At 48.5% G+C, this 22,323-nt stretch carries 17 protein-coding genes; 4 read left to right on the top strand and 13 right to left on the bottom strand.

Annotated features, from left to right (window positions below):
* Positions 1 to 432: 432 nt before the first annotated feature.
* The 4 genes from HMPREF1640_RS07460 to lon form a co-directional block, all read right to left on the bottom strand.
* Complete coding sequence (locus HMPREF1640_RS07460; RefSeq protein WP_036893644.1) at positions 433 to 2,166, bottom strand: DEAD/DEAH box helicase; 1,734 nt, start codon at positions 2,164 to 2,166, stop codon at positions 433 to 435.
* A 134-nt stretch (positions 2,167 to 2,300) separates the two neighbouring features.
* Positions 2,301 to 3,575, bottom strand: coding sequence for an LptF/LptG family permease (locus HMPREF1640_RS07465; RefSeq protein ID WP_036893645.1), 1,275 nt, complete (start codon positions 3,573 to 3,575; stop codon positions 2,301 to 2,303).
* A 32-nt stretch (positions 3,576 to 3,607) separates the two neighbouring features.
* Positions 3,608 to 4,735, bottom strand: coding sequence for a tRNA guanosine(34) transglycosylase Tgt (gene tgt, locus HMPREF1640_RS07470; protein ID WP_036893646.1), 1,128 nt, complete (start codon positions 4,733 to 4,735; stop codon positions 3,608 to 3,610).
* A 19-nt stretch (positions 4,736 to 4,754) separates the two neighbouring features.
* Positions 4,755 to 7,238, bottom strand: coding sequence for an endopeptidase La (lon, locus tag HMPREF1640_RS07475; protein ID WP_036893647.1), 2,484 nt, complete (start codon positions 7,236 to 7,238; stop codon positions 4,755 to 4,757).
* Between the two features lie 226 nt (positions 7,239 to 7,464).
* Here lon and HMPREF1640_RS07480 point away from each other — a divergent pair, with 226 nt between their 5' ends.
* Together HMPREF1640_RS07480 and HMPREF1640_RS07485 are read left to right on the top strand one after the other, a co-directional pair.
* On the top strand, positions 7,465 to 8,109 hold the full coding sequence (locus HMPREF1640_RS07480; RefSeq protein WP_231565865.1) for a tRNA1(Val) (adenine(37)-N6)-methyltransferase: 645 nt from the start codon (positions 7,465 to 7,467) through the stop codon (positions 8,107 to 8,109).
* A gap of 47 nt (positions 8,110 to 8,156) precedes the next feature.
* On the top strand, positions 8,157 to 9,518 hold the full coding sequence (locus HMPREF1640_RS07485; protein ID WP_036893649.1) for a threonine/serine exporter ThrE family protein: 1,362 nt from the start codon (positions 8,157 to 8,159) through the stop codon (positions 9,516 to 9,518).
* 101 nt (positions 9,519 to 9,619) lie between these two features.
* Here HMPREF1640_RS07485 and HMPREF1640_RS07490 read toward each other — a convergent pair whose 3' ends face one another.
* A complete protein-coding gene (locus tag HMPREF1640_RS07490; RefSeq protein WP_036893650.1) occupies positions 9,620 to 10,663 on the bottom strand; it encodes a diacylglycerol kinase family protein in 1,044 nt (347 codons plus the stop codon).
* A gap of 174 nt (positions 10,664 to 10,837) precedes the next feature.
* On the opposite strand from HMPREF1640_RS07490, the gene HMPREF1640_RS07495 reads away from it, so the two are divergent.
* On the top strand, positions 10,838 to 12,022 hold the full coding sequence (locus tag HMPREF1640_RS07495; protein WP_036893651.1) for an aminotransferase class I/II-fold pyridoxal phosphate-dependent enzyme: 1,185 nt from the start codon (positions 10,838 to 10,840) through the stop codon (positions 12,020 to 12,022).
* A gap of 212 nt (positions 12,023 to 12,234) precedes the next feature.
* Here HMPREF1640_RS07495 and HMPREF1640_RS13270 read toward each other — a convergent pair whose 3' ends face one another.
* From HMPREF1640_RS13270 to HMPREF1640_RS07535, 8 genes are all read right to left on the bottom strand, one after another.
* Positions 12,235 to 12,474 carry a hypothetical protein gene (locus HMPREF1640_RS13270; RefSeq protein WP_156098753.1) on the bottom strand — a complete coding sequence of 80 codons (240 nt, stop codon included), beginning with the start codon at positions 12,472 to 12,474 and terminating at the stop codon, positions 12,235 to 12,237.
* Positions 12,475 to 12,827: 353 nt separating this feature from the next.
* A complete protein-coding gene (gene galK / locus HMPREF1640_RS07505) occupies positions 12,828 to 13,988 on the bottom strand; it encodes a galactokinase (protein WP_036893652.1) in 1,161 nt (386 codons plus the stop codon).
* A gap of 35 nt (positions 13,989 to 14,023) precedes the next feature.
* Positions 14,024 to 15,283: an MFS transporter gene (locus HMPREF1640_RS07510; protein WP_036893653.1), complete on the bottom strand. Its 1,260-nt coding sequence runs from the start codon at positions 15,281 to 15,283 to the stop codon at positions 14,024 to 14,026.
* 106 nt (positions 15,284 to 15,389) lie between these two features.
* A complete protein-coding gene (locus HMPREF1640_RS07515) occupies positions 15,390 to 16,478 on the bottom strand; it encodes an aldose epimerase family protein (protein WP_036893654.1) in 1,089 nt (362 codons plus the stop codon).
* Positions 16,479 to 16,575: 97 nt separating this feature from the next.
* A complete protein-coding gene (locus tag HMPREF1640_RS07520) occupies positions 16,576 to 17,883 on the bottom strand; it encodes a folylpolyglutamate synthase/dihydrofolate synthase family protein (RefSeq protein WP_036893696.1) in 1,308 nt (435 codons plus the stop codon).
* 92 nt (positions 17,884 to 17,975) lie between these two features.
* Complete coding sequence (gene dnaJ / locus HMPREF1640_RS07525; RefSeq protein WP_036893656.1) at positions 17,976 to 19,148, bottom strand: molecular chaperone DnaJ; 1,173 nt, start codon at positions 19,146 to 19,148, stop codon at positions 17,976 to 17,978.
* A 40-nt stretch (positions 19,149 to 19,188) separates the two neighbouring features.
* A complete protein-coding gene (locus tag HMPREF1640_RS07530; RefSeq protein ID WP_036893658.1) occupies positions 19,189 to 19,809 on the bottom strand; it encodes a nucleotide exchange factor GrpE in 621 nt (206 codons plus the stop codon).
* Positions 19,810 to 19,889: 80 nt separating this feature from the next.
* Entirely contained in the window at positions 19,890 to 21,506 is a 1,617-nt protein-coding gene (locus HMPREF1640_RS07535) for an ABC-F family ATP-binding cassette domain-containing protein (protein WP_036893659.1), read from the bottom strand.
* A gap of 621 nt (positions 21,507 to 22,127) precedes the next feature.
* Between HMPREF1640_RS07535 and HMPREF1640_RS13885 the strand changes: the two genes are divergently transcribed.
* Complete coding sequence (locus HMPREF1640_RS13885; protein ID WP_255327714.1) at positions 22,128 to 22,250, top strand: hypothetical protein; 123 nt, start codon at positions 22,128 to 22,130, stop codon at positions 22,248 to 22,250.
* Positions 22,251 to 22,323 lie beyond the last annotated feature (73 nt).

The following is a 22,323-nucleotide window of genomic DNA, read 5'->3' on the forward strand; positions in this document are numbered from 1 at the left end:
AAAATGAAGAATGGGGAGTAAGGAGTTAAGGGTGGGGAGCGTAGAACGCATGAAGACTGCCGCGCCACTTTCAAGAGGCGTCTGGGCGCGGTGGAGAATTGCGCGTATGCACTTTTATGCCTGCGTCATGCCATCCTGTTTTTAATCCTGCACGCGGTTACGTTCATGCCACAATCGTGGGGTCCTGCGGTGTCCGCCAAAAGTGAATGCCTGCAGAGCCGTTGGCGCCCCCCTTAAATGTCTGTCGAGGCGTTATGGGCGCACCGCGTAAGGGGTTGGACGCTTCTTTTTGTCACTTGAGTGGGCAAGGATGCTTGCTTGTTAGGATTAAGCAACTGAATGAATAAAAGAAAAAAACACAACGTGATCGCCATCGCGTCACGCTGTGTTGTGATAAACTTATAATGCGTGTAAGCAAAGGTATATGACCTTTTACTTGCCTAACCCTTTTAGCCACTTCAAAGTTTTTTTCAATATGGCCTTGAGGCCTGTTTCCTTGGCAGAGGCATCAGAAGCCGCCGTTGGCAATTTTTTTGAACCGCGATTTGCCCTTCTTGATTTGTCATTGCGACGCTGATTTTTCTTTTTCTCGTCAGGAAGGCCATTGTTGTTACGATTGCCGCGACGCTGCCTGTTGTCGCGCTTGTGGCCTGGGGCTTCGTCGTTCGTGTCTACGGATGATCTTTGAGCGGCATTGTCTCTTGCGCGTTTTTGTTGTCCGCGAGCGTTCTTGTTGTCGGCACGCCGTTTCCCCGATCTTTTAGTCTCGTCATTACGATTGGCGTTGTCGTTGGAATGCGATTTGCCATCGTCGCGATTGTTAACGCGAGGTTGCTGGTTGGCGTCTTGCAAGTTGTCTTTGGATATAATGTCCGTCTCGCTTCGCGAGCGGTCTCCACGAGCCGTCCTGTCCGAACGGTTACGGGCGCGCTGTTTGGTTCGCTTGTGAGACGTAACGTCTCGGTCATCTTTGCGTCGTTTCTTGGCGGAAGAACGTTTGGGATTTTTGGAAACGACATACTCCGGCCCTTCGTCCATGCCCTCGGGCATTGGATTTTTCTCAATATCCTTATTGAGGAATTTCTCTATTTGGTGGAAAGCGTACATGTCGTCCTCATTGACCAAGGTGATGGCCACGCCGTCACGATCTGCGCGCGCCGTTCGACCTATGCGGTGCACATAGTCTTCGCTGTCGCGCGGCACGTCGTAGTTGATGACCATGGCAATATCGTCAATGTCAATGCCACGTGCCACAATATCTGTGGCCACAAGCACGTCTATCTGGCCGCTCTTGAACTTGTACATCATTTCGTCGCGTTGCGATTGGTCAAGATCGGAGTGCATCTCACCGCTGTTAATGTGGAGTTGCGAGAGCGCTTGGTTAATCTGTTTTACCTTTTGTTTGCTACCCGAGAAGATGATGACGCGCTTCAAATCGCCCGCTTTGAAGATGCTTTTGATGATTTGAATTTTCTGCGTGGTATAGCAGATGTATGCGCTCTGCTTGATTTTTTCGGCCGGTTTGCTCACGGCCAATTTTACCACCGCCGGATCTTTGAGCAGCTTTTTGGCCATTTTTTCTATTTCGTCAGGCATGGTAGCTGAGAACATTATGGTGTGGCAACTCTTTGGGAGTTGGGAGGCTATCTTCATTATGTCATCCGAAAAACCCATGTCAAGCATGCGATCAGCCTCGTCGAGAACAAAGAAACTCACCTTGCCGAGGTCTATGTTGCCCATCGTCATGTGAGAGATAAGACGTCCGGGAGTGGCGATAATAACATCGGCTCCCAGCCTCATGCTTTTCATTTCTTGGTCGTACCGGTTTCCGTCGTTGCCACCGTAGACGGCTACGCTTGACACTTCCGGTAGATGATAGGCGAAACCCTGCATGGCTTGGTCTATTTGCTGTGCAAGTTCGCGCGTGGGCGACATGATGATGCAGTTTACCGCGTCTTTAGGATAATTTCCATCGTCGAGCAGTGAAAGGATAGGAAGCAGGTAAGCGGCGGTCTTTCCGGTTCCCGTCTGCGCCACTCCCATGAGGTCGCGGCCTTTTAATATCTCTGGAATACACTTTTCCTGAACAGGTGTGCATTCCACAAAATTCATGTCATAAAGTGCGTCAAGGATGTTGTCGCTTAAATTAATTTCTTCAAATTTCATAATTTCTTAAATACTGTTTTGTTTTTGCGACCAGCGCCGTTTTGACTTTTGGTAGCGTGTGCTATGTTTTCACAAATCGGGCCGCGTGGTTCTTGCCAACAAGGATGTCGCTTGGTCAAATGAATGGATTGCCATTAACTTGGCGCGTGCCTGTAGCAGAAAAAGGCGATAATGGCAAAAATGATATTGGGAACCCATGCCGCCAACATGGGTGGGAAATCGGCATTGATGGCAAATGTGGCGGATACCGTTTGCATCATAATATACGCGAAACTCAGGGCTAAGCCTATGCCAAGGTACATGCCCATGCCGCCTTTGCGCTTGCGCGATGACAATGAAGCTCCAATAATGGTGAGGATGAAAGACGCGAACGACGCCGCGATACGTTTGTGATACTCCACCTGATATTGTACCACATTGCCCGAGCCTCGATATATCTGTTTGGAGATGTAGTCTTTTAGCTCGGGGGAGGTGAATGTTTCTTGCTGCCCCTTGGAATAAACGAGGTCGGTTGGCTCCATCATAATAACAGAGTCCTTCTCGGTTCCATTGGTGATATACTCTCTCAACCCCTTGAGCCGGCGAATTTTCCAATCGCTAAGTTTCCAATGGTACTTAGAGTCGGATATTGTATCGTATTGCACTTCGGTTGCCGTGAGATGCGAAACGAGTTTCTTGTTCTCGAAACGGTCAAGGCAAAATCCATAGCCTTTCTTTTGATTGTTATCGTAATATTGGATATACGCGATGACACCTTGCCCCACTTGCAGCTGTACGTTCTCGGCAGAAGTGTTCTTTTTCTTGTTTTTGTACATCGACTCAAAGTTCTGCTTAATGACGGTTCCGTGAGGAATGACGTACGCGGAGAGGTAATAAGACAGTGCGGAAAGCAACACGCACGTGATCATGTAAGGACGAAGGAGCCGCCTGAACGACATACCTGTAGCCATCATGGATATTATTTCCGAATTGCCCGCCAGCTTGGAGGTAAAGAATATAACCGCGATAAATACAAACAACGCGCTGAAAAGATTGGCAAAATATGGTACGAAGTTGGCGTAATAATCAAATACGATGGCCTGCAATGGCGCATGGTACTCTGAGAATTTGGCCAGGTTTTCGTTCACGTCAAAGACTATGGAAATAGAAATGATCAGAATGATGGAGAAAAAATAAGTGCCAATAAACTTCTTTATGATATATCTGTCCATGCGCTTGATATATCTAAGAACATTCAGATATTTCAGGAAACCAAATTTTGGGGCCAGCCATTTGAATGCTCTTTGCAAACCTTTGGTATGTCCGTCCACCCAGCTCGCAAAGGCAACAAGCCACGAGAATCGCTTGCCCATCCAACGCCTAACCTTGTATTTCCTAAAGTTTCTTCGTATTTTGCTATAGCTTTCCATTGCAATTGATCTTAATTAGCATGTCACAAAGACTATACGCGCTTGCCCAGTTGGTCAACAACCGATTTTTTCCATCGCGCGAAGTCGCCTCGCTCTATGTGCCGGCGAGCGTCCGTGACAAGACGAAGATAAAACGCAAGGTTATGGATACTGGCTATTTGCATGGCCAAAAATTCTCCTGCCTTGAAAAGGTGGTGCAGGTAAGCCTTGGTATAAACGCGGTCTACGTCACATCCATTGGCGTCAATGGGCGTGAAATCGTTTTCCCACTTCTTGTTGCGCAAATTCATAGTGCCTTCATATGTGAACAGCATCGCGTTGCGCCCATTGCGCGTAGGCATCACGCAGTCGAACATGTCAACACCTCTCTCAATGGCCTCGAGTATATTTGTGGGCGTTCCGACACCCATGAGATACCGCGGCTTGTCTTTGGGCAAGATCTCGTTTACCACCTCTATCATCTCGTACATCACCTCGGTAGGCTCACCCACGGCAAGCCCACCGATGGCGTTGCCGTCCGCTCCCTTGTCCGCCACGTACTTGGCGGCTTCTTGGCGTAAGTCTTTGTAGGTGCAACCTTGAACGATAGGAAACAGTGATTGGCTGTACCCATATAGCGCTTCGGTCTCATTGAAACGCTTGACGCACCGGTCGAGCCATCGTTCTGTCAAAGCCAATGATTTCTTGGCATAAGCATAATCGCTCTGCCCGGGTGGACATTCGTCGAATGCCATCATGATGTCCGCGCCAATAACACGTTCTGTATCCATTACGTTCTCGGGCGTAAAAAAATGCTTGGATCCGTCTATATGCGACCTAAACTCGCACCCTTCTTCTCTTAACTTCCTAATTCCGGTAAGAGAGAATACTTGAAAGCCACCACTGTCGGTGAGTATGGGGCGTTCCCAGCCATTGAAACCGTGTAGCCCTCCGGCTTTTCGCAGGATGTCAAGCCCCGGCCTAAGATACAAATGATAGGTGTTCCCCAAAATGATTTGCGCGTTGACTTGTTCGCGCAACTCACTGAAATGAACAGCCTTGACACATCCGCATGTGCCTACAGGCATAAAAATGGGCGTCTTGACACATCCATGGTCGGTCTTTATCAAACCTGTGCGCGCGTCACTATTGGGATCGGTATGTTGCAACTCAAATCTCATCTGTTATCCTTTGGTTTGTTCAGTTATTCTTGCCTGTATCTTCCTTGTTGAGCGATGTGTCATGAATGGTCAAGTCTACAGGGTTGTCCACAATTTCATCGGTAAGCGCGAAATCCCATACATCTTGCACGTTTTCAACATAATGGAACTCCACTCCTTTACGGTATTTTTCCGGGATTTCCTCAATATCTTTGCGATTATCCTTGCACATCAAGATATCAGTGATACCCGCGCGCTTGGCGGCCAAGATTTTTTCTTTTATTCCTCCTACCGGAAGCACTTTGCCACGGAGCGTTATCTCTCCTGTCATGGCTGTGTTTTTGCGCACTTTGCGCTGTGTGATGGCCGAAGCGATAGACGTGGCAATCGTGATGCCCGCGGAGGGGCCGTCTTTCGGGGTAGCCCCCTCCGGAACATGAATGTGTATGTTCCAATTGTCGAAAATGCGCGAATCTATATTCAACGACTCACCATGCGCCTTAACATATTGCAGCGCAATTATCGCGCTTTCTTTCATTACGTCGCCCAAATTGCCCGTTAACGTCAGTTTGCCGGCTTTGCCTTTGGAAAGCGATGTCTCTATAAAGAGAATCTCTCCACCTACGCTTGTCCATGCCAATCCTGTTACAACGCCAGCGTAATCATTGCCTTGATACACGTCGCGATAGAACGGCGGATTGCCTAACAAGGCCTCTATCTCGGCAGGATTAATATTGGTAGACGCCAGGGTTCCTTCCATAGCCTTGCGAAAAGCCATCTTGCGCAGAGCCTTGTTAACCTGCTTTTCCAATTGCCTTACGCCGCTTTCCCGTGTGTATTGCTCTATGATTTTTTCCAAAGCAGTTTTGGAAAATTTGATCTTGGGGATATTTTTATCCAATCCTGTATTCTCCAACTCGCGAGGTATGAGATGCCGTTTGGCTATTTCTATTTTCTCCTCGGTGATGTAACCAGAAACTTCGATAAGCTCCATTCGGTCGAGCAATGGCCGCGGTATGGTGTTCAGGTCGTTGGCCGTGGCTATGAACAATATCTTGGAGAGATCAAAGTCCACGTCCAAAAAATTGTCATGGAAGGCATTGTTCTGCTCTGGGTCGAGCACTTCGAGCAATGCCGACGCTGGGTCTCCGTTGATAGTGTTCTGCGTAATCTTGTCTATCTCGTCAAGAATGAACACGGGATTGGCCGATCCCGCTTTCTGGACGCCCTTGATTATACGCCCTGGCATGGCGCCTACATAGGTGCGACGATGCCCGCGTATCTCGCTCTCGTCGTGCAACCCTCCCAATGACACACGCACATATTTGCGTTTCATGGCTGCGGCTATGCTCTTGCCAAGAGAAGTCTTGCCCACTCCGGGAGGTCCATAAAGACATATAATGGGTGATTTTAAATCTCCGCGAAGTTGTAAGACGGCAAGATATTCGAGAATGCGCTCCTTTACTTTTTCCATGCCGTAGTGGTCTTGGTCGAGTTTTTTCTTGGCGCGATTAAGGTCAAGGTTGTCTGTTGTGTATATTCCCCAAGGCAAAGACACCATCTGTTGCAGGTAATTGTACTGCACGCTGTATTCCGGGCTCTGTGGGTTGAACATGTCGAGCTTGTCCAATTCCTTGTTAAACGTCTTGGCAACCTCTTCTGGCCATTTCATGTTCCGGGCCTTCTCCATCAGCTCTTTCTTCTCGGGCGAGCCATCGCTGCCCCCCAGCTCCTCCTTGATATTTTTCATTTGCTGCTGCAGGAAATATTCTTTCTGCTGCTCGTCAAGGTCTTCGCGTGTTTTCTGGTGTATCTCGTTCTTGAGCTGTTCAAGCTGTATCTCCCTGTGCTCTATTTTCAAAAGCTCTATAATGCGATCTTTCATGTTGTCGCATTCCAACAACTTTATCTTGTCTTTCACCGACAAAGGCAAGTTGGTGCATAAGAAATTAACGTACATTGTTCCATGCGTTAAATTCTTAAGCGTGAGCAATAATTCATCAGGAATGTCCTCGCTGCTTCTTATAAGCTCCTCGGTTGTATCTTTTAAATCATCTAAGAGCGTCTTGAATTCCGGGTCGTTGTCAAACTCAAAATCCTCATAAACGCTTGATACCACACCTTTATAAAAAGGTTTCGTGCTCGTTATCGACTCTAAACGACATTTGCCCAAAGCTTGAAAGATTGCCGTTACGTTTTCATGCGTGGGCATTTCGATGATTTTAACCAATCGCGCGTAGACGCCATGCTTGTTTAGATCATGGGCGTCGGGAACGTCAATGTCAGGATTTTTCTGGCAAAATATGGCGCATATATTGTCGTTGGGGCTTTTGCTAAGTTTCTTGGCGAGATTCAAACTCGCTTTTCTGCCTATAAGGATGGGTACCAATACGCCGGGAAAAAGCACCATGTTCCGTGTCGCGAGCACGGGAACCTCGTCGGGAGCGGGCATATTCAGCAGGTTTGTTATATCGCCGTCAAAATCGGCAAACATCTGAATAGAAGTGTTTTGTTGTTTACTCATTGATATCTTATGAACATTTTTCCAAGTGAATACAACTTTGCGTGCGTTCCACTTTGCATTATCTTGCAAAGGTACGAATAATATCGCAAATTAGGGTGGCATCGGCTTACAAAATTAGCGCACGCAAATCATTATGATAAAATATGCTGCGCAAATGTCCGTTTAATTAAAAATGGAGCATACATTTAAATTCAAAAATTTCTCCTTGCGACAGGATCGTTGTGCCATGAAAGTGGGTACAGACGGCGTGTTGTTGGGCGCTTGGGCACGGGGCGGGTCGCGTGTGCTTGACATTGGCACTGGCACTGGTGTAATCGCGATGATGCTTGCACAGCGTTTTCCAAACGCGAGCATTGATGGAATAGATATTGACATGGCGGCGGCAAGGCAAGCTCGCGATAACGTCGAGTTCTCAAAATTCGCCCGTCAAATCAAAATATATCATTCTTCTTTCCAAGATTATGTTCCGACTGCGTCTTATGATGCCATCGTGAGCAACCCTCCTTTCTTTATAGACAGCCTGAAAAATAATGACATAAAACGCATGTTGGCCAGACATGCGGAGGTCGCTTTTTTCAAATCTCTGTTTCGTTTTTCCAAGCAGTGGCTTTCTATTTGTGGCGAGATAAGTCTTGTCGTTCCAAAAATATGCTGCGAACAAATCGAGACGGAAGCGTATCTTCTTGGTTTTATGCTATCAAGAAAAATATATGTCAGCTTTACTTCTGACAAAAAAGCTGAACGAGTTTTATTGTCATTTGTCCAAAAACGGAGCTTGGGCGTGGAGGATAAAGAGGTGTATCTCTTCGAAAAAGATGGTCGTAGAAGTTTTTGGTTTAATGAAATGACACAAGATTTTTATTTACAATAAATAATATGTTCCATTGCTTGAATGATTAAAAAAAACAATATAAAAATATGGTTAAGCTCAAAGAAGATCTCAATGACAATGCCCGACGCATACATCGCAAACTTACTATATTGTTACGTGCGGGAATGGTGCTTATGGAAAGTGCCGCCGACACTAATCGTATTGTGCGTAACATGAGACGAATAGCCGCGTTTTTAGGATTGAATGAGGAAAATTTGAACATAGACGTGCTCTATGGTACGCTTAAGGTGAACTATAGCGACGATACGCACTCGTTCAGCAGGTTTGTCCATTCCGACAAGTATAACATCAACATGAAAGCGCTCGCGGCTATGAGCCAGTTGTCGTGGCAAGCCATACAGAAAGATTATACGATGAGCAGATTTGAGCGAGTGGTCAACCGCATAGCCCAAGGAAGGTCTGATTATCCCTCATGGCTTGTCACATTGGGGGCCGCTATGGGATGTGGAGGCTTTTGCGTGCTGTTCGGTGGCGACTGGCCTTCGTTTGTGCCGGCCATGATAGCGGGTTTTATAGGGTTTGCCACACGTGACCGTTTGCTCAGATCTGGGTTTAATGTGTATATGGTTACGGCCCTGACCGCTTTTCTTTCCACCATGGCAGTTTGGTTGCTCATGTTGTTGCTGCCGATAGATTTCAGCGAGCACCCATACCATCCGTTTCTATGCTGTGCCTTGTTCTTGGTGCCGGGCGTAGCTCTTATCAATTTCTTGGACGACATGCTCGACAATTATCTCCTTGTGGGATTGGCGCGTTTGTCCAATGCGTTGGTTCAAATCGCGTCCATGACATTTGGCATTGTCATCGCGGTCAGTATCTGTGGCGTGAACAATTTTCTCACCACGCTTAGCATTAAGCCTGTCATTAGCTATTGGGAGGCGGCCATAGTCACTTGCGTTTCGGCCATCGGTTTCGGCATGATATTTGGTGTTCCTCGCCGCACCTTGCCCGCCGTGGCCTTGCTTGGCGTTGTAGGCATGTTCACTCGCAATTTTTTAGCCTTCGATCTTGATTTAGGAGTTACCATCGGTTCGTTGGTAGGTTCGTCGCTTGTGTCTATCATTGCCACACGGTTGGTTCAACCCACGCGCAGCCCCAACCATGTGCTCACCATTCCAAGCGTTATCCCAATGGTACCGGGTATATTGATGTATCGCGGCATTTTTGGATTTATCCAGATGGGAACGGCTGTCGAAGAACTGATGCGATCGCTCGATTTTCTCATCAGTGCCGGACTTATCGTGCTCTGCATCTCTATCGGAGTGGCCATCCCCAACATATTTGCCCGCCGCTGGGTGGCCACTACGCGCAAACGCGAGTTGCAAAAGCTCATAGCTGATCGCCGTGAGCGTGGCCGTTTTGTCAACCTGTCCGATTTTGACCAATGACAGGAGCCTCGACAAACAGGTGCCGATGTCATTCCAAGAGGCTTGTATCCGTATGTTGGCCTTGTTGAAAGCCTTGCCTAAATAGAGTGTGATGGTAAAAGCTATATATTGGGCAAACGTCTCTCTATGGCCTTTTGCACAAGTTTCGCGAGGGTTGCGCCACGTCTGGTTCGCCTTGCTATCTCTGTTCGCACGTCGTTTATTTCGTTGAAAAGCTCCGCCGCCGCGGTTTGTATGGCGTTAGGTTTGCGCAGGCTCTTGTCGCCATCGGGATTTACGATGATGTGTATACCCTTGGCCTCCACGTGTATATCAATATTAGTTCCAGCCTCGACCGGTTCCCCGTCATAGTGTATGACGCCGGGTTTCGATCGGTTTATATGCAATTTTTTGGTTTGGAAAGTCTTTATTTTAGAACTAATGTCAAGAGTCTTGCTAAACATGTCTATGGCTATTTGTGGCGCCTCGAGCATGTCAAATGGCTCCATGATGATCACGTCCATCAGTCCATCGCTCATTGATGCTTGTGGGGCTATATAGGCGTTGTTGCCGTATTGCGACGCGTTGGCGCACGAGATGAGGAAAGCCTTGTGGAGTGAGACGCCGTCATCATTGCTTATCTCATAGGTCTCAGGGCGATATTTCAAACCGCTCTCAAGCACTTTTTGTATATAGGTTATTGGCCCACGCTTGCCCGTCTCGGCGAATTTCATGCTCACAAAAGCGTCAAATCCCATTCCGCACGTGCAAAAGAAAGGATGCTCATTGATAACGCCATAGTCAAGTTCTCGTACCAAATGACGGTTTATTATCTCTATGCTTTGCTTTATTTTCAAGGGTATTAGCAAGTGCCGGGCCAATCCGTTACCCGACCCACAGGGCACGATACCCAATGCGGTTTGTGTGTGCGCCAACGCGCTTGCCACCTCATTCACGGTGCCATCTCCGCCGACAGCCACCACGATGTTTATGCCGCGCGAAGCCGCCTCTTGGGCTAAAGACTTGGCATGGCCTGCATGTTCAGTGAATATAATGTCAATATCAAACTGGTCTTTGTCAATGTATCTCATTATCTCTGCCGGCAAATCCTCTTTGCCGGCGGTTCCAGAGATTGGGTTGATAATAAATAGTATTGAGAGTTTCATTTTTCAAATTGTTGACCTCGCAAAATTAATGATTTTATCACGATTAATTGGGCGTTTCTTATTTCTTTTTTTTAAAATCCATGTTTTATCAGTTTTTTAAGTGCGGTATTGGTTCTTTTTTGTATCTTTGCAGCCTATTCGAAATTGTTAGATATATCTACACCTATTTATATAATGGGACAATTACAGGAAAAGTTTAAAAGTTATCGCTTGCCTCAACAGTATATGGAGGCTGGGGTTTATCCTTATTTTAGAGAGATTACAAGCAAGCAGGGGCCCGAGGTGACAATGGGTGGCCACAGAGTGCTCATGTTTGGCAGCAACGCTTACACTGGCCTGACAGCCGACGACCGCGTGATCGCCGCGAGCAAGAGAGCTTTGGACAAATATGGGTCGGGCTGCGCTGGTAGCCGTTTCCTCAATGGCACTCTCGACATACATGTGCAATTGGAAAAAGAATTGGCTGCGTTTGAGCATAAGGACGATGCGCTGTGCTTCTCCACGGGCTTTACGGTCAACTCTGGCGTTATCCCATCTTTGGTTGGTCGTGGCGATTACATTATATGTGACGATCGCGACCATGCCTCCATCGTTGATGGACGACGCTTAAGTTTTGCAACCCAACTGCGCTACAAGCATAATGATATGGAGGATTTGGAGCGAGTGCTGCAAAAACTTCCCATCGAAGCCGTCAAGCTCATTGTGGTAGATGGCGTTTTCTCCATGGAGGGGGATCTATGCAAATTGCCCGAGATCATTGCGTTAAAACACAAATACAACTGCTCTGTTATGGTGGACGAGGCTCATGGGCTGGGTGTGTTTGGCGAGCAAGGGCGGGGCGTGTGCCACCATTTCGGCTTGCAAGACGAAGTGGATGTAATCATGGGCACTTTCTCAAAGAGTTTAGCTTCCATTGGCGGCTTTGTTACCTCAGATTTCGACACCATCAACTATTTACGGCACACAAGCCGCACATACATTTTCTCGGCCAGCGACACGCCGGCCGCCACGGCTGCCGCGATAGAGGCTTTGCACATTATTCAGAACGAGCCGGAGCGCATTAGCCGCTTGTGGGATGTGACCAATTACGCGTTGAGACGTTTCCGCGAGGAGGGTTTCGAGATTGGCGAGACGGAAAGCCCGATTATTCCTCTGTACGTTCGCGACATTGACAAGACTTTCATGGTCACTCGGTTGGCTTTCGACAATGGAGTTTTCATCAACCCCGTGATACCACCCGCGTGTGCTCCACAAGACACATTGGTGCGTTTCGCACTCATGGCAACACATACAAACGACCATGTGGAGCGAGGTGTACAGGTGCTCAAGAAGATATTTGTTCAAGAACACATTATCTGACAAGCGCTCGATGCCATGGCGAGAGCGAATGCGGAAATCGTCTTTCCGCATTCGTTCTCGTTTTTTTTGCTATACGACACCCATATTTGCCAATGCGTATCCACGCTACGAAGGCATAACGCCCATGCCTTCTCCATAGCCTCGCGAGGGTGTGAACTCGTCTATGTGCGTCTTGCATGCAGGACTCTAAACACATAAGAATAGGGTAGGGTTTAGCCCTGCGCTCCGTCTCCAACTTCCCCGGTGGGCGTTTTCTGTTGCCCGGGTTTTTCCTCCAATTCACAAAGCGTGGCTATCGCTGTGTCGACACAGGCGGCATTTCTTTCGTCAGCGGCCAAAAAGCTCGAGCTTGCGTTGCGCGTGTGCCATACATCCCAACAAGTCCCATGCCATCTGTTTGTGGCGGACGATAAGGCCACGGCGTTCCCATTGCGCCAACTTAATTCGGTCATGGGGGCGATTGGGCAAGCGTAGGCAACACCATCGGAAGGGTTTAAGTCATCGCGGCGTACCAATTGGGGCAGACGAAAAACGCCCTGGCGCGTATTCACAGGAGCGCAAGAAACCCGGAAAACATTTGTTTCGTAGAGCGCAAACATAAAGTTTTTCGGGCAAAGGAAGTAAAGCGGCTATACCACGCAAAGGCGTCTAATCTGGGATGCTTGCGTTGTTCTGGTCCGAATCGTTTGGCATAAGTATGCCACGCGCCTGTGCCTATATCGTTAAAAACCGTATATTCGCCATTGGAATATACGGTTTTATGCCGTTAAGCGGGCATGCCCACTGTACTTTTAAGATTCTATTTTTAGCAAATTTTGCGCGAGCCATCGCCTATGACCACATTGATCACTTCAGGCTCATGGCCATATTTGGCGCAAAACTTTTGTTTGGCATCGGCTATAAACTTGTCGTAGATAGCGTCTTTTACCAAGTTTATGGTACAGCCTCCAAAGCCGCCGCCCATGATACGACTACCTGTCACGCCGTTTTCTTTTGCCAGGCTGTTAAGATAGTCAAGTTCCTCGCAGCTCACCTCATACTCCTTGCTTAAACCCTGATGGGTCTCGTACATTTTCTTGCCCACAGTCTCGTAGTCTCCTTTGACCAAGGCGTCACAAACGGCAAGCACGCGATCTTTCTCGCCAAGCACGAAGTGAGCGCGCGTGTAGTCTTCTTCGCTCACCTTGCCCTTTATCGCTTCCAAGTCATCCCACGACGCGTCGCGCAGTGTCTCAAATTTGCGCTCGGAAAAATGCTCGTTCAACGCTTTGACCACATTCTCGCAAGACAAGCGCCTGTCATTGTAGGGCGAACCAACTAACTCATGCTTTACCTTGGAGTTTAGCAATACCAATTTGTACCCTTGAGGGGCAAAGGGGAAATATTCAAACTCCCTGCTGCGACAATCCAAGCGCATGAGCTTGCCTTTTTGGCCAAAAACGGAAGCAAATTGATCCATGATGCCGCAATTCACGCCAACATACTTGTGTTCTGTGGCCTGCCCGGCAAGCACCATGTCCCATTTGGAAACTTTACCGTCACCAAAGAGGTCGTTGATCGCAAAGGCGAAACAGCTTTCCAATGCGGCGCTCGAGGACATGCCAGCGCCCAATGGTACGTCACCCGCGAAAGCTGCGTTAAATGGCTTGACATCCACGCCAAGGGCTTTCATCTCGCGCACTATACCATAAATATAGCGTGCCCACGTGGCGGAAGGACCTTTGGGATCGTCTATCTCGAAGTGAACCATGTCTTTCATGTCGATAGAGTAGATGTTGCAAGTTTTCTGTCCATTGGGTCTCACTTCTGCCATAATGCCTTGCTCCACGGCTCCGGGAAACACAAAACCACCATTGTAATCGGTATGCTCGCCAATGAGATTGATGCGTCCGGGAGACGCGTATATGTTACCAGTCTTGCCATCAAAATGCTTGATAAAGCGGCTTCTTACATGTTCTATGTTCATGGTTGTAATATTTTAAAGGGTTAATAAGTTATTATTCATTTTTTTGACAGGCCTATTCTCGAGCCCCAGTTGCAGAACCAAATGATGTACGCGTAGAAAACAAACAGGCAGCAGGTGGCGGCCATGACGCCGGTTGCGTCGACAATGACACCCATGAGCGGCATTAGCAGGGCCGCCCCGATCACGCCAGTATTAATCACGCCGGTGGCCGTCTTCGTGTGGGGCCCAAGTTCTTGTAAACCCAAATTGAAGATCAGGGGCCACATCACCGAGTGGAACAAGCCGGCGACAAGCATGGCCCAAATGCCTGTCATGCCTGGCAGGACCATTGACAAGCCAATGCAGGCAGCTCCAAGAACGAGGCACGTGGACAGCAATTTGCGAGCCTCAAATTTCGCCAATATAGCCGCGCCAACAAATCGGCCCACCATCATGCCTCCCCAATAGAAAGCAAGGAATGTCGTGGCTACCGTGGCATAAGTGTCCGCGTAAGCGGGCATGGCCCTAAACTTATAAGGAAGCATGGATGGGACGCCAATCTCCACGCCCATGTACATGAAGATGGCAAGTGCGCCGAGCCATACATGGGGATATTTAAACACGCTGCTTTTATATTGCAGACGCTCTCCTGACGCTTCAGCCTGTTTGGCCTCGTCTATCTTAGGCAGTTTCAAGAAGATCAGTATTCCACAGATGATGAGCGTAAAGATGCCAAGCCCAAGAAATGGACCGGGAACAGCTGTTGGCGCCGGAGCTTGCCCTTTGATAATGACGTATGTGACAAAAAGGGGCGCCAATGTGGTGGCGACGGAGTTGAGAGCTTGGCTCAACGTCATGCGAAAAGCGCCTTTCTCGGGGCTTCCCAACACCATGACATATGGGTTGGCCACATTTTGCAACATCACTACGCCACATGCCACTACGCACATGCTGCCTAAAAAGACGGCATAAACTGTCGCCGAGTCTGCCGTGGCGGCGTCAACGCCAATGGCCGACCTAATGCCCGCGGAGTTGGTGATGAACCCCAATCCCGCAACGGCCAGGCCAAGGATAAGCGTTCCCTTATAACCTATTTTGTTCATAAGCATGGCAAAAGGTATGCTCAGCAGGTACGCGCCATAAAACGCGGTATTGACATATTGTCCTTGTTGAGCCGAAAGGTCAAAGGCCTTAGAGCAAAAAGCTATCATAGAATTGTTCATGGTGGTGATAAACCCTATCAAGAAGCACACTATGAACACAACGACAAGCGCGAATGTATAGTTGGTTTTAGGATTGGTTGAGTGGTTTTCCATGTGATTTAATACGTGCATTATATCTTATAGAAAATAAAGGAAAGGACGAACAGCCTGCAACCGTGCTTTGTTGGCATGAGGCTTGTTCATCCTTTCGGTTATTGTTTTATTTTACGCCAAACTTGTAAATGGTCTTCTGCTTGTACTGCTCACCCTCCTTCAGCACCACGGACGGGAAGTAAGGACGATTGGGAGAGTCGGGGAAGTGCTGGCATTCGAAACAGATGGCCGACCGCTTCGGGAACGTGGCTCCATGCTGCCCTTTGTACCCATCGGCCCAGTTGTCCGTGTAGAGCTGCATACCGGGCTCTGTAGTGTATACCTCCATTGTCCTGCCACTCTGTGGCTCGATGACGCGCGCGGCAAAACTAAGTCCCCCTTCTTCTTTCTTGTTCAAAACAAAGCAGTGGTCATAACCTGCCCCACGCTTGATTTGCAGGTTATCGGCGTCAATGTCTTTGCCCACTTCTTTGGGAGTCCTGAAATCGAACGGCGTTCCTTCCACGCATCGAATCTCGCCCGTTGGAATGCAAGTTTCGTCAATGGGAAGATAAAAATCAGCGTTGATCTCGCAGATGAGGTTGTCCACTGTGGGCGTGGGGTTGGCAATTCCTGCCAAAGAAAAGAATCCGTGATGCGTGAGGTTGACAATGGTCTTCTTGTTGGTGCAAGCCAAATATTCTATTTGAAGCTCGTTGTCGTCTGTCCAAGTGTAAACCACCGTCGTTTTCAACTCGCCCGTAAAACCCTCTTCGCCGTAAGCGGCCACATAATGGAGCACTAACGTTTGGTCGTTCATCATTTCCGGTTTCCACACTCGAGCGTTGAAGCCTTTGGCGCCACCGTGCAAGGCGTTAGGGCCGTTATTTATCGGCAGGGAATACTCTTTGCCATGCAAGGTGAACCTGCCTTTGGCAATACGGTTGCCATATCGGCCAATCAGCGTGGACAGATAAGGCTCTGGGGAGTTGATGACATCTTGGATATTGTCATGTCCTTGGATGACGTTGGCCAACTTGCCGTCTTTGTCTGGAACCATGATGGCTACAACAGCGCCTCCATAATTTGTGACAGCCACTTCGTTGCCCGCTTTGTTTTTTAGTATAAAGAGGTCAGTCTTTTTTCCATTTACCGTGGTCTGGAAGTCCTCTCTTCTCAGACCGCAAATGTTTTCGGTCTCTGTTGTATTCGTCATAGATATAAGTTTTTAGTTATATAATACTTTAATGCAAAGTAAATAAATTAAAATGACAAATACAAACTAATGGGTGAAAATTATGGAGTGATTAATGTTAAAAATCGTTTAAGCGAAGCAAATCGGCGACAATGTAGTTGGAGCCACCTATAAATAAGAAATCATCGGCGTCGGCGTCGTGTTTGGCCTCATGGTAAGCCTTGCCCACGTTGTCAAATATTTGTCCTTTCAGCCCATGCTTTTTCCCCAGTTCGCCAATCTTCGTGGCGGCTATCGCGCGTTTGGTGGACGCCTGCGTCCAATAGTAAACCGCGTCTTTGGGCAGCATGGCCATCACGCCGTCGACATCTTTGTCGTCAACCATCCCGAACACCATATGCAGCGTTTTGTATTTTTGCGTTTTGATTTGCGGGGCCAAACATTCCCAGCCTGCCACGTTGTGCCCAATGTCGCATATGGTTTTTGGATGATCCGCAAGCTGCTGCCATCGACCCATAAGATGCGTTAGATGAGATATATTAGCCAATCCGTTTATTACATTATTATCTGTTATGTTGAGCAAGACGCCTTTGTCGCCTATTTTTCCACGCAATACGTTGATAGCGCTAAGAACCGTGTTGGTGTTTTGGGTTTGGTATGCGCCGCTTAGCTCTCCGTGAAAGAAACCAAACGACTTGCTGTCATAGTCGCGCCCGCCAGCCACACACGGTTTCGAGGTTCTCACCTCCGGCGCGTCTTCGGCAAAAAAGATTTCCGCGTCGTGCCTCTTGGCCACCGCCTCAAACACTGGGCGGGTTTCCGGCGTGGCCTCACCGACGACCACAGGTGTGTTGTCTTTGATAATGCCAGCTTTCTCACCCGCTATCTTAGCCAATGTGTTGCCCAGAAATTGCGTGTGATCAAAGCTGATGTTGGTGATGACAGATAGGATGGGAGAGATGATATTGGTACAATCGAGCCGTCCTCCAAGCCCAACCTCTATCACGGCTATATCAACTTTTTGCTGCTTGAAATAGAGCAAGGCCAAAGCTGTGGTAAGCTCAAAAAAAGACGGATGGAGGGGTTCGAAGAACGCCTTCTCGCTCTCTACGAACTTCATGACGTCTCGCTCGCTGACGCACACGCCATCCACCCTGATACGCTCTCTAAAATCCACGAGGTGCGGAGACGTGTAAAGTCCCACCTTATAGCCGGCGTTTTGCAAAATGGCGGCTATGCTGTGCGAGCACGAACCTTTGCCGTTGGTTCCGGCGACGTGAATGGTCTTGTAGGATAAGTGAGGATGCCCGAAATGCTCATCGAGTGCCAAAGAATTGCCCAATCCCTCCTTGTAGGCGCTGCCGCCCACGTGCTCGAACATGGGATAGCAATTGTACAGATAGTTTATGGTATCTTGATAATTCATCATCTTTCTGTCATGGTCATGCCATGGGACAATGATATATAAACAGAGACGACGTAAAACGGTTGCGTTTTTACGTCGTCGCCTTGTAATATTTAATGAAAAAAGTTTCTAAATCTTTCAAAGATATGCCTTTTGGCGGTGCTGTCTCCCATGAAGTTGTCGCTACCTTTCAATGATTCGACGGCCCTGCGCTCATCCGAGGATAGTGTCTTTGGTACGTACACGCTGATGTTCACGATGAGATCGCCCATGCCATTGCCATACCCCTGCACGGCCGGCAGGCCTTTCCCCCTGAGCCTTACGCTTTTGCCGGGTTGCGTGCCAGGCTCTATTTTCATTCTGACACGCTTGCCGTCTATGGTGGGGATAATGGCGTCGCCACCAAGCGTGGCGGTTGGAAAATCCAAGAGCAAGTTGTAAATCACGTCTTGATGGTCGCGCACGAAGGTGTCGTTGGGTTCTTCTTCCACGATGACTTGTATGTCACCGTTCACCCCGTTGCGCGGACCGGCGTTGCCTTTGCCGCTCATGTTGATCACCATTCCCTCTTCTACGCCCGCCGGTATGTTCACCTCGACAACCTCTTCGCCTTTCACCGTGCCCGTGCCGCCACATTTATGGCATTTGTTTTTGATGACAGTACCTTCGCCGTGACATGTCGGACACTCGCTCTGCGTGGTCATCATGCCAAACATGCTTCTTACCGTGCGGTTCACCATGCCCGCGCCATGACAGGTGGGGCAAGTCTCTGGCACGTGCCCGGGCTCGGCTCCTGTGCCATGGCAATGGTCGCACACGATATCCTTTCTCACCTTAAACTTTTTGGTCACGCCACTTGCCACGTCTTGCAGCGACAGTTTAACCTTCAGCCTGAGGTCGCTGCCACGGTATACACGTTGCCGCGAACCGCCATCGCCACCACCAAATCCGCCAAATCCGCCAAATCCGTCGCTGTGACCGCCAAAGATGTCTCCGAACATGGAGAAAATGTCGTCCATGTTCATGCCGCCGGCGCCAAATCCGCCGAAACCGCTACCTTGGGGGCCGTCAAAGCCGAACTGGTCATACTGTTTGCGTTTTTGTGCGTCGTGGAGCACCTCGTAAGCCTCGGCGGCTTCTTTGAATTTTTCCTCCGCCTCTTTGTTGTCGGGGTTGCGGTCGGGATGGTATTTGATGGCCAATTTGCGATAGGCCTTCTTGATTTCGTCTTCAGACGCATTCTTATCTACACCGAGAACCTCGTAATAATCTCTTTTCCCTGCCATTTTTTAGTTTTTTCTTGAGAAAATATTCGATACCGCAGCATTACTGTCCAACAGCCACTTTGGCATGACGGATCACTTTGTCGTTCATGGTATAACCCGTTTGCACACAGTCTATCACCTTGCCTTTCTTGTCATCCTCGGCTCCGGGCACCATGGCTACAGCCTCATGGAAATCTGTGTTAAAATCTTCACCTACCGCGTCTATTTGTTTCACGCCAATGGATTCGAGAGTCTTCACAAATTTATTGAGTATCATTTGCGTTCCTTTCTTGATGGCTTTCGGATCCTCGCTCTTGTCGGCGACGGCGCGCTCAAAATCGTCAAGGACGGGCAACAGCGCCGAAACCGTCTTGGCGCCGCCATTCTGTATCAGTTCCATTTTCTCCTTGATGGTGCGCTTTTTATAGTTTTCGAACTCGGCTACGGTGCACAGCAATTTGTCCTTGAGAGACGCGATCTGCTCCCGGGCCTCCTCCAAAGGGTCTTTTTCCGGCTCGGCCGGCTCGGCCAGCGTTTGCTCGTCAACGCTTGCTTGATTTTCGCCCATGCCATCAGAGGTGGTTTCTTTCTCGCCCGCTTGCTCTGTTCGCGCGCGGCTGTCGTCAGAAACCTCATTGTCTTGCGACAGTGGTTTTTTGGTATCTTTTATCTTTTCTTTCATAGTTTATTATATTTACACTTTGCAAGCAACAAAAAACATGCCACTATTTAGGTCTTGCATATAATGGCAGATGGTGGCTATCAGTACATCTTCGCTTTTTGCTCTTTTATCCGTTCGTCGTATATATACTCATCGTAGGGCATGAGTTTGTCAATGGTGCCTTTGGGAGTGAGCTCGATGATGCGGTTTGCCACCGTGCGTATGAACTCATGGTCGTGGCTGGAAAACAGCACATTGCCCTTGAACGCTATAAGGTTGTTATTGAAAGCCTGTATGCTTTCCAAGTCCAAATGGTTGGTGGGGGTGTCGAGTATGAGGCAGTTGGCGTTTTGTAGCTGCATGCGCGCTATCATGCACCGCATTTTCTCACCTCCTGATAGCACGTTGACGCTCTTCTCCACCTCTTCTTGCCTGAAGAGCATTCGGCCCAAGTAGGCCTTCATGGCCACCTCGTTGCCGGGGCCGTATTGACTAAGCCAGTCGACAAGGTTGAGGTCGCTCTCGAAATATTTGGTGTTGTCCAATGGCAAATAGGCCGTGGTGATGGTGACGCCCCATTTATACTCGCCGCCGTCTGGCTCTCGATTGCCGTTGACAATCTCAAAAAGCGCGGTCATGGCCTTGGGGTTATGGCTTAGGAACACCACTTTTTGCCCTTTCTCTATGTTGAAGCTCACATTGTCAAAAAGCACGGCGCCATCGCTGTCGACAGCCTTGAGGTTTTCCACCTCGAGTATTTGGTTGCCCGGCTCGCGCTCCATTTGGAAGATAATGCCCGGATATTTACGGCTCGACGGGCGTATCTCCTCCACGTTTAACTTTTCTATCATCTTCTTGCGCGAGGTGGTTTGTCGGCTTTTTGCCACATTGGCAGAGAAACGGCGGATGAACTCTTCCAGCTGCTTCTTCTTTTCCTCGGCTTTCATTTTTTGGTTTTGGGCTTGGCGCAGCGCCAACTGTGAGCTTTCGTACCAGAAGCTATAGTTGCCGGAGAACACCGTCACTTTTCCAAAATCGATATCTATGGTTTGGGTGCTCACAGCATCGAGGAAGTGCCTGTCATGGCTCACCACTAACACGGTTTGCGTGTCGTCGATATTGCCCAAATAGTCCTCAAGCCACTCCACGGTGTCGAGGTCGAGGTCATTGGTAGGCTCGTCCAAGAGCAGGTTGTCCGGCTTGCCAAACAATGCCTTGGCCAACATCACGCGCACTTTCTCGTTGTTGGATAGCTCGCTCATCATTTTCTGGTGCGACGCCTCTTTCACGCCCAAATTTTGCAGCAACTGAGCCGCGTTGCTCTCGGCTTCCCAACCGTTCATTTCGGCGAATTTCTCTTCGAGCTCGGCCGCCCGCGTGCCATCCTCGTCTGTCATTTCAGGCTTCGAGTAGAGCTTCTCGCGCTCTTTCATGTTGTCCCACAAAGCCTCGTAGCCCATCAGCACGGTGTCCATCACGGTGTGGTCGTCGTATTTGAAGTGGTCTTGCTCGAGTACCGAAAGACGTTCGCCAGGCCCCATTTCCACGGCGCCCTTGTTTGGTTCAAGCTCGCCGCTGATGGCACGTAGCAGCGTTGACTTGCCCGCGCCGTTGGCGCCGATGACGCCATAGATGTTGCCGCGCGTGAACTTGACGTTGACATCTTTGTAAAGTACTCTCTTTCCAAATTGGATAGCGATATTTGTCAGTGTGATCATTGATGGATTCTTGTCTTGATTAATATATTGTTACAATGTGCAAAGGTACAACAAAATTGGTAGATAATATAATAAAACCGCGCAAAACCTGCCGCCAAATGGTTTGGCGAGCCTAACCAAGCCGCCGTGGCAAACGCGTATGGCAAAGTGACGGAACGCGAGGTGACGAAACGAGACAGGGTTTGAATAGCAAAATGACGACGGCAAGCGTTTATCTAATTGACGCATGAAAAAACACGACAAACATGCGCTTGTATTCGCGATATTTGAAAACAAAAAGAAGTTTGCTCGGAAAACGCCCAAAAATCAAGAGCCGGAATAATTGCCTTTGCGTCAAGAAATTATAAACGAAAACAAGTAAAACTTTATATTCTGTTGACTTTTAATTTGACTATCAGTGCCTAATGGGCGAGCGATTAGGCACTAATTACACGTCGATTAACGTGCGATTGCGAGCTGGATGGAGCTTTTGTGCGACGCCATTAATGCCCAATCGCTCAACGACTATGTTTCTGGAGCGTGAAAATTGCATCAGGGATTCGAAAAAAAAGAATTTTATTCTCTAAACGCATAAGTTCGCAAGGTCGTTATAATGGTATATTTTCTCAACAAATAAACATCGTGAAAAGATTGCGCCATCGTGTCGGGGATCGGACAAACGGAATGGGGCGAAAAAGCCTTGGCGAGCAAATGAACGAAGACGGATTGGCGGCACGCGTGGCGACAAAAAACAGGACAGGCTAAGAAAAAGCTCTATATTTTCGATTTGAAAGCTTGTGGCATTGGAAAAAACTTCGTACCTTTACAACTCGTAAGA

Origin of the sequence: Prevotella sp. S7-1-8 (genome assembly GCF_000758925.1) — a bacterium.
In the GTDB taxonomy this organism is placed as follows: Bacteria; Bacteroidota; Bacteroidia; order Bacteroidales; family Bacteroidaceae; genus Prevotella.

What these genes read in the sequence shown, in the direction of transcription:
- galK (WP_036893652.1), bottom strand. Translation starts at nt 13,988, where the DNA reads ATGAACATAGAACATGTAAGAAGCCGCTTTATCAAGCATTTTGATGGC.
- HMPREF1640_RS07530 (WP_036893658.1), bottom strand. Translation starts at nt 19,809, where the DNA reads ATGAAAGAAAAGATAAAAGATACCAAAAAACCACTGTCGCAAGACAAT.
- HMPREF1640_RS07495 (WP_036893651.1), top strand. Translation starts at nt 10,838, where the DNA reads ATGGGACAATTACAGGAAAAGTTTAAAAGTTATCGCTTGCCTCAACAG.
- dnaJ (WP_036893656.1), bottom strand. Translation starts at nt 19,148, where the DNA reads ATGGCAGGGAAAAGAGATTATTACGAGGTTCTCGGTGTAGATAAGAAT.
- HMPREF1640_RS07535 (WP_036893659.1), bottom strand. Translation starts at nt 21,506, where the DNA reads ATGATCACACTGACAAATATCGCTATCCAATTTGGAAAGAGAGTACTT.
- tgt (WP_036893646.1), bottom strand. Translation starts at nt 4,735, where the DNA reads ATGAGATTTGAGTTGCAACATACCGATCCCAATAGTGACGCGCGCACA.
- HMPREF1640_RS13270 (WP_156098753.1), bottom strand. Translation starts at nt 12,474, where the DNA reads ATGACCGAATTAAGTTGGCGCAATGGGAACGCCGTGGCCTTATCGTCC.
- HMPREF1640_RS07510 (WP_036893653.1), bottom strand. Translation starts at nt 15,283, where the DNA reads ATGGAAAACCACTCAACCAATCCTAAAACCAACTATACATTCGCGCTT.
- lon (WP_036893647.1), bottom strand. Translation starts at nt 7,238, where the DNA reads ATGAGTAAACAACAAAACACTTCTATTCAGATGTTTGCCGATTTTGAC.
- HMPREF1640_RS07485 (WP_036893649.1), top strand. Translation starts at nt 8,157, where the DNA reads ATGGTTAAGCTCAAAGAAGATCTCAATGACAATGCCCGACGCATACAT.
- HMPREF1640_RS07465 (WP_036893645.1), bottom strand. Translation starts at nt 3,575, where the DNA reads ATGGAAAGCTATAGCAAAATACGAAGAAACTTTAGGAAATACAAGGTT.
- HMPREF1640_RS07480 (WP_231565865.1), top strand. Translation starts at nt 7,465, where the DNA reads ATGAAAGTGGGTACAGACGGCGTGTTGTTGGGCGCTTGGGCACGGGGC.
- HMPREF1640_RS07515 (WP_036893654.1), bottom strand. Translation starts at nt 16,478, where the DNA reads ATGACGAATACAACAGAGACCGAAAACATTTGCGGTCTGAGAAGAGAG.
- HMPREF1640_RS07520 (WP_036893696.1), bottom strand. Translation starts at nt 17,883, where the DNA reads ATGAATTATCAAGATACCATAAACTATCTGTACAATTGCTATCCCATG.
- HMPREF1640_RS07460 (WP_036893644.1), bottom strand. Translation starts at nt 2,166, where the DNA reads ATGAAATTTGAAGAAATTAATTTAAGCGACAACATCCTTGACGCACTT.
- HMPREF1640_RS07490 (WP_036893650.1), bottom strand. Translation starts at nt 10,663, where the DNA reads ATGAAACTCTCAATACTATTTATTATCAACCCAATCTCTGGAACCGCC.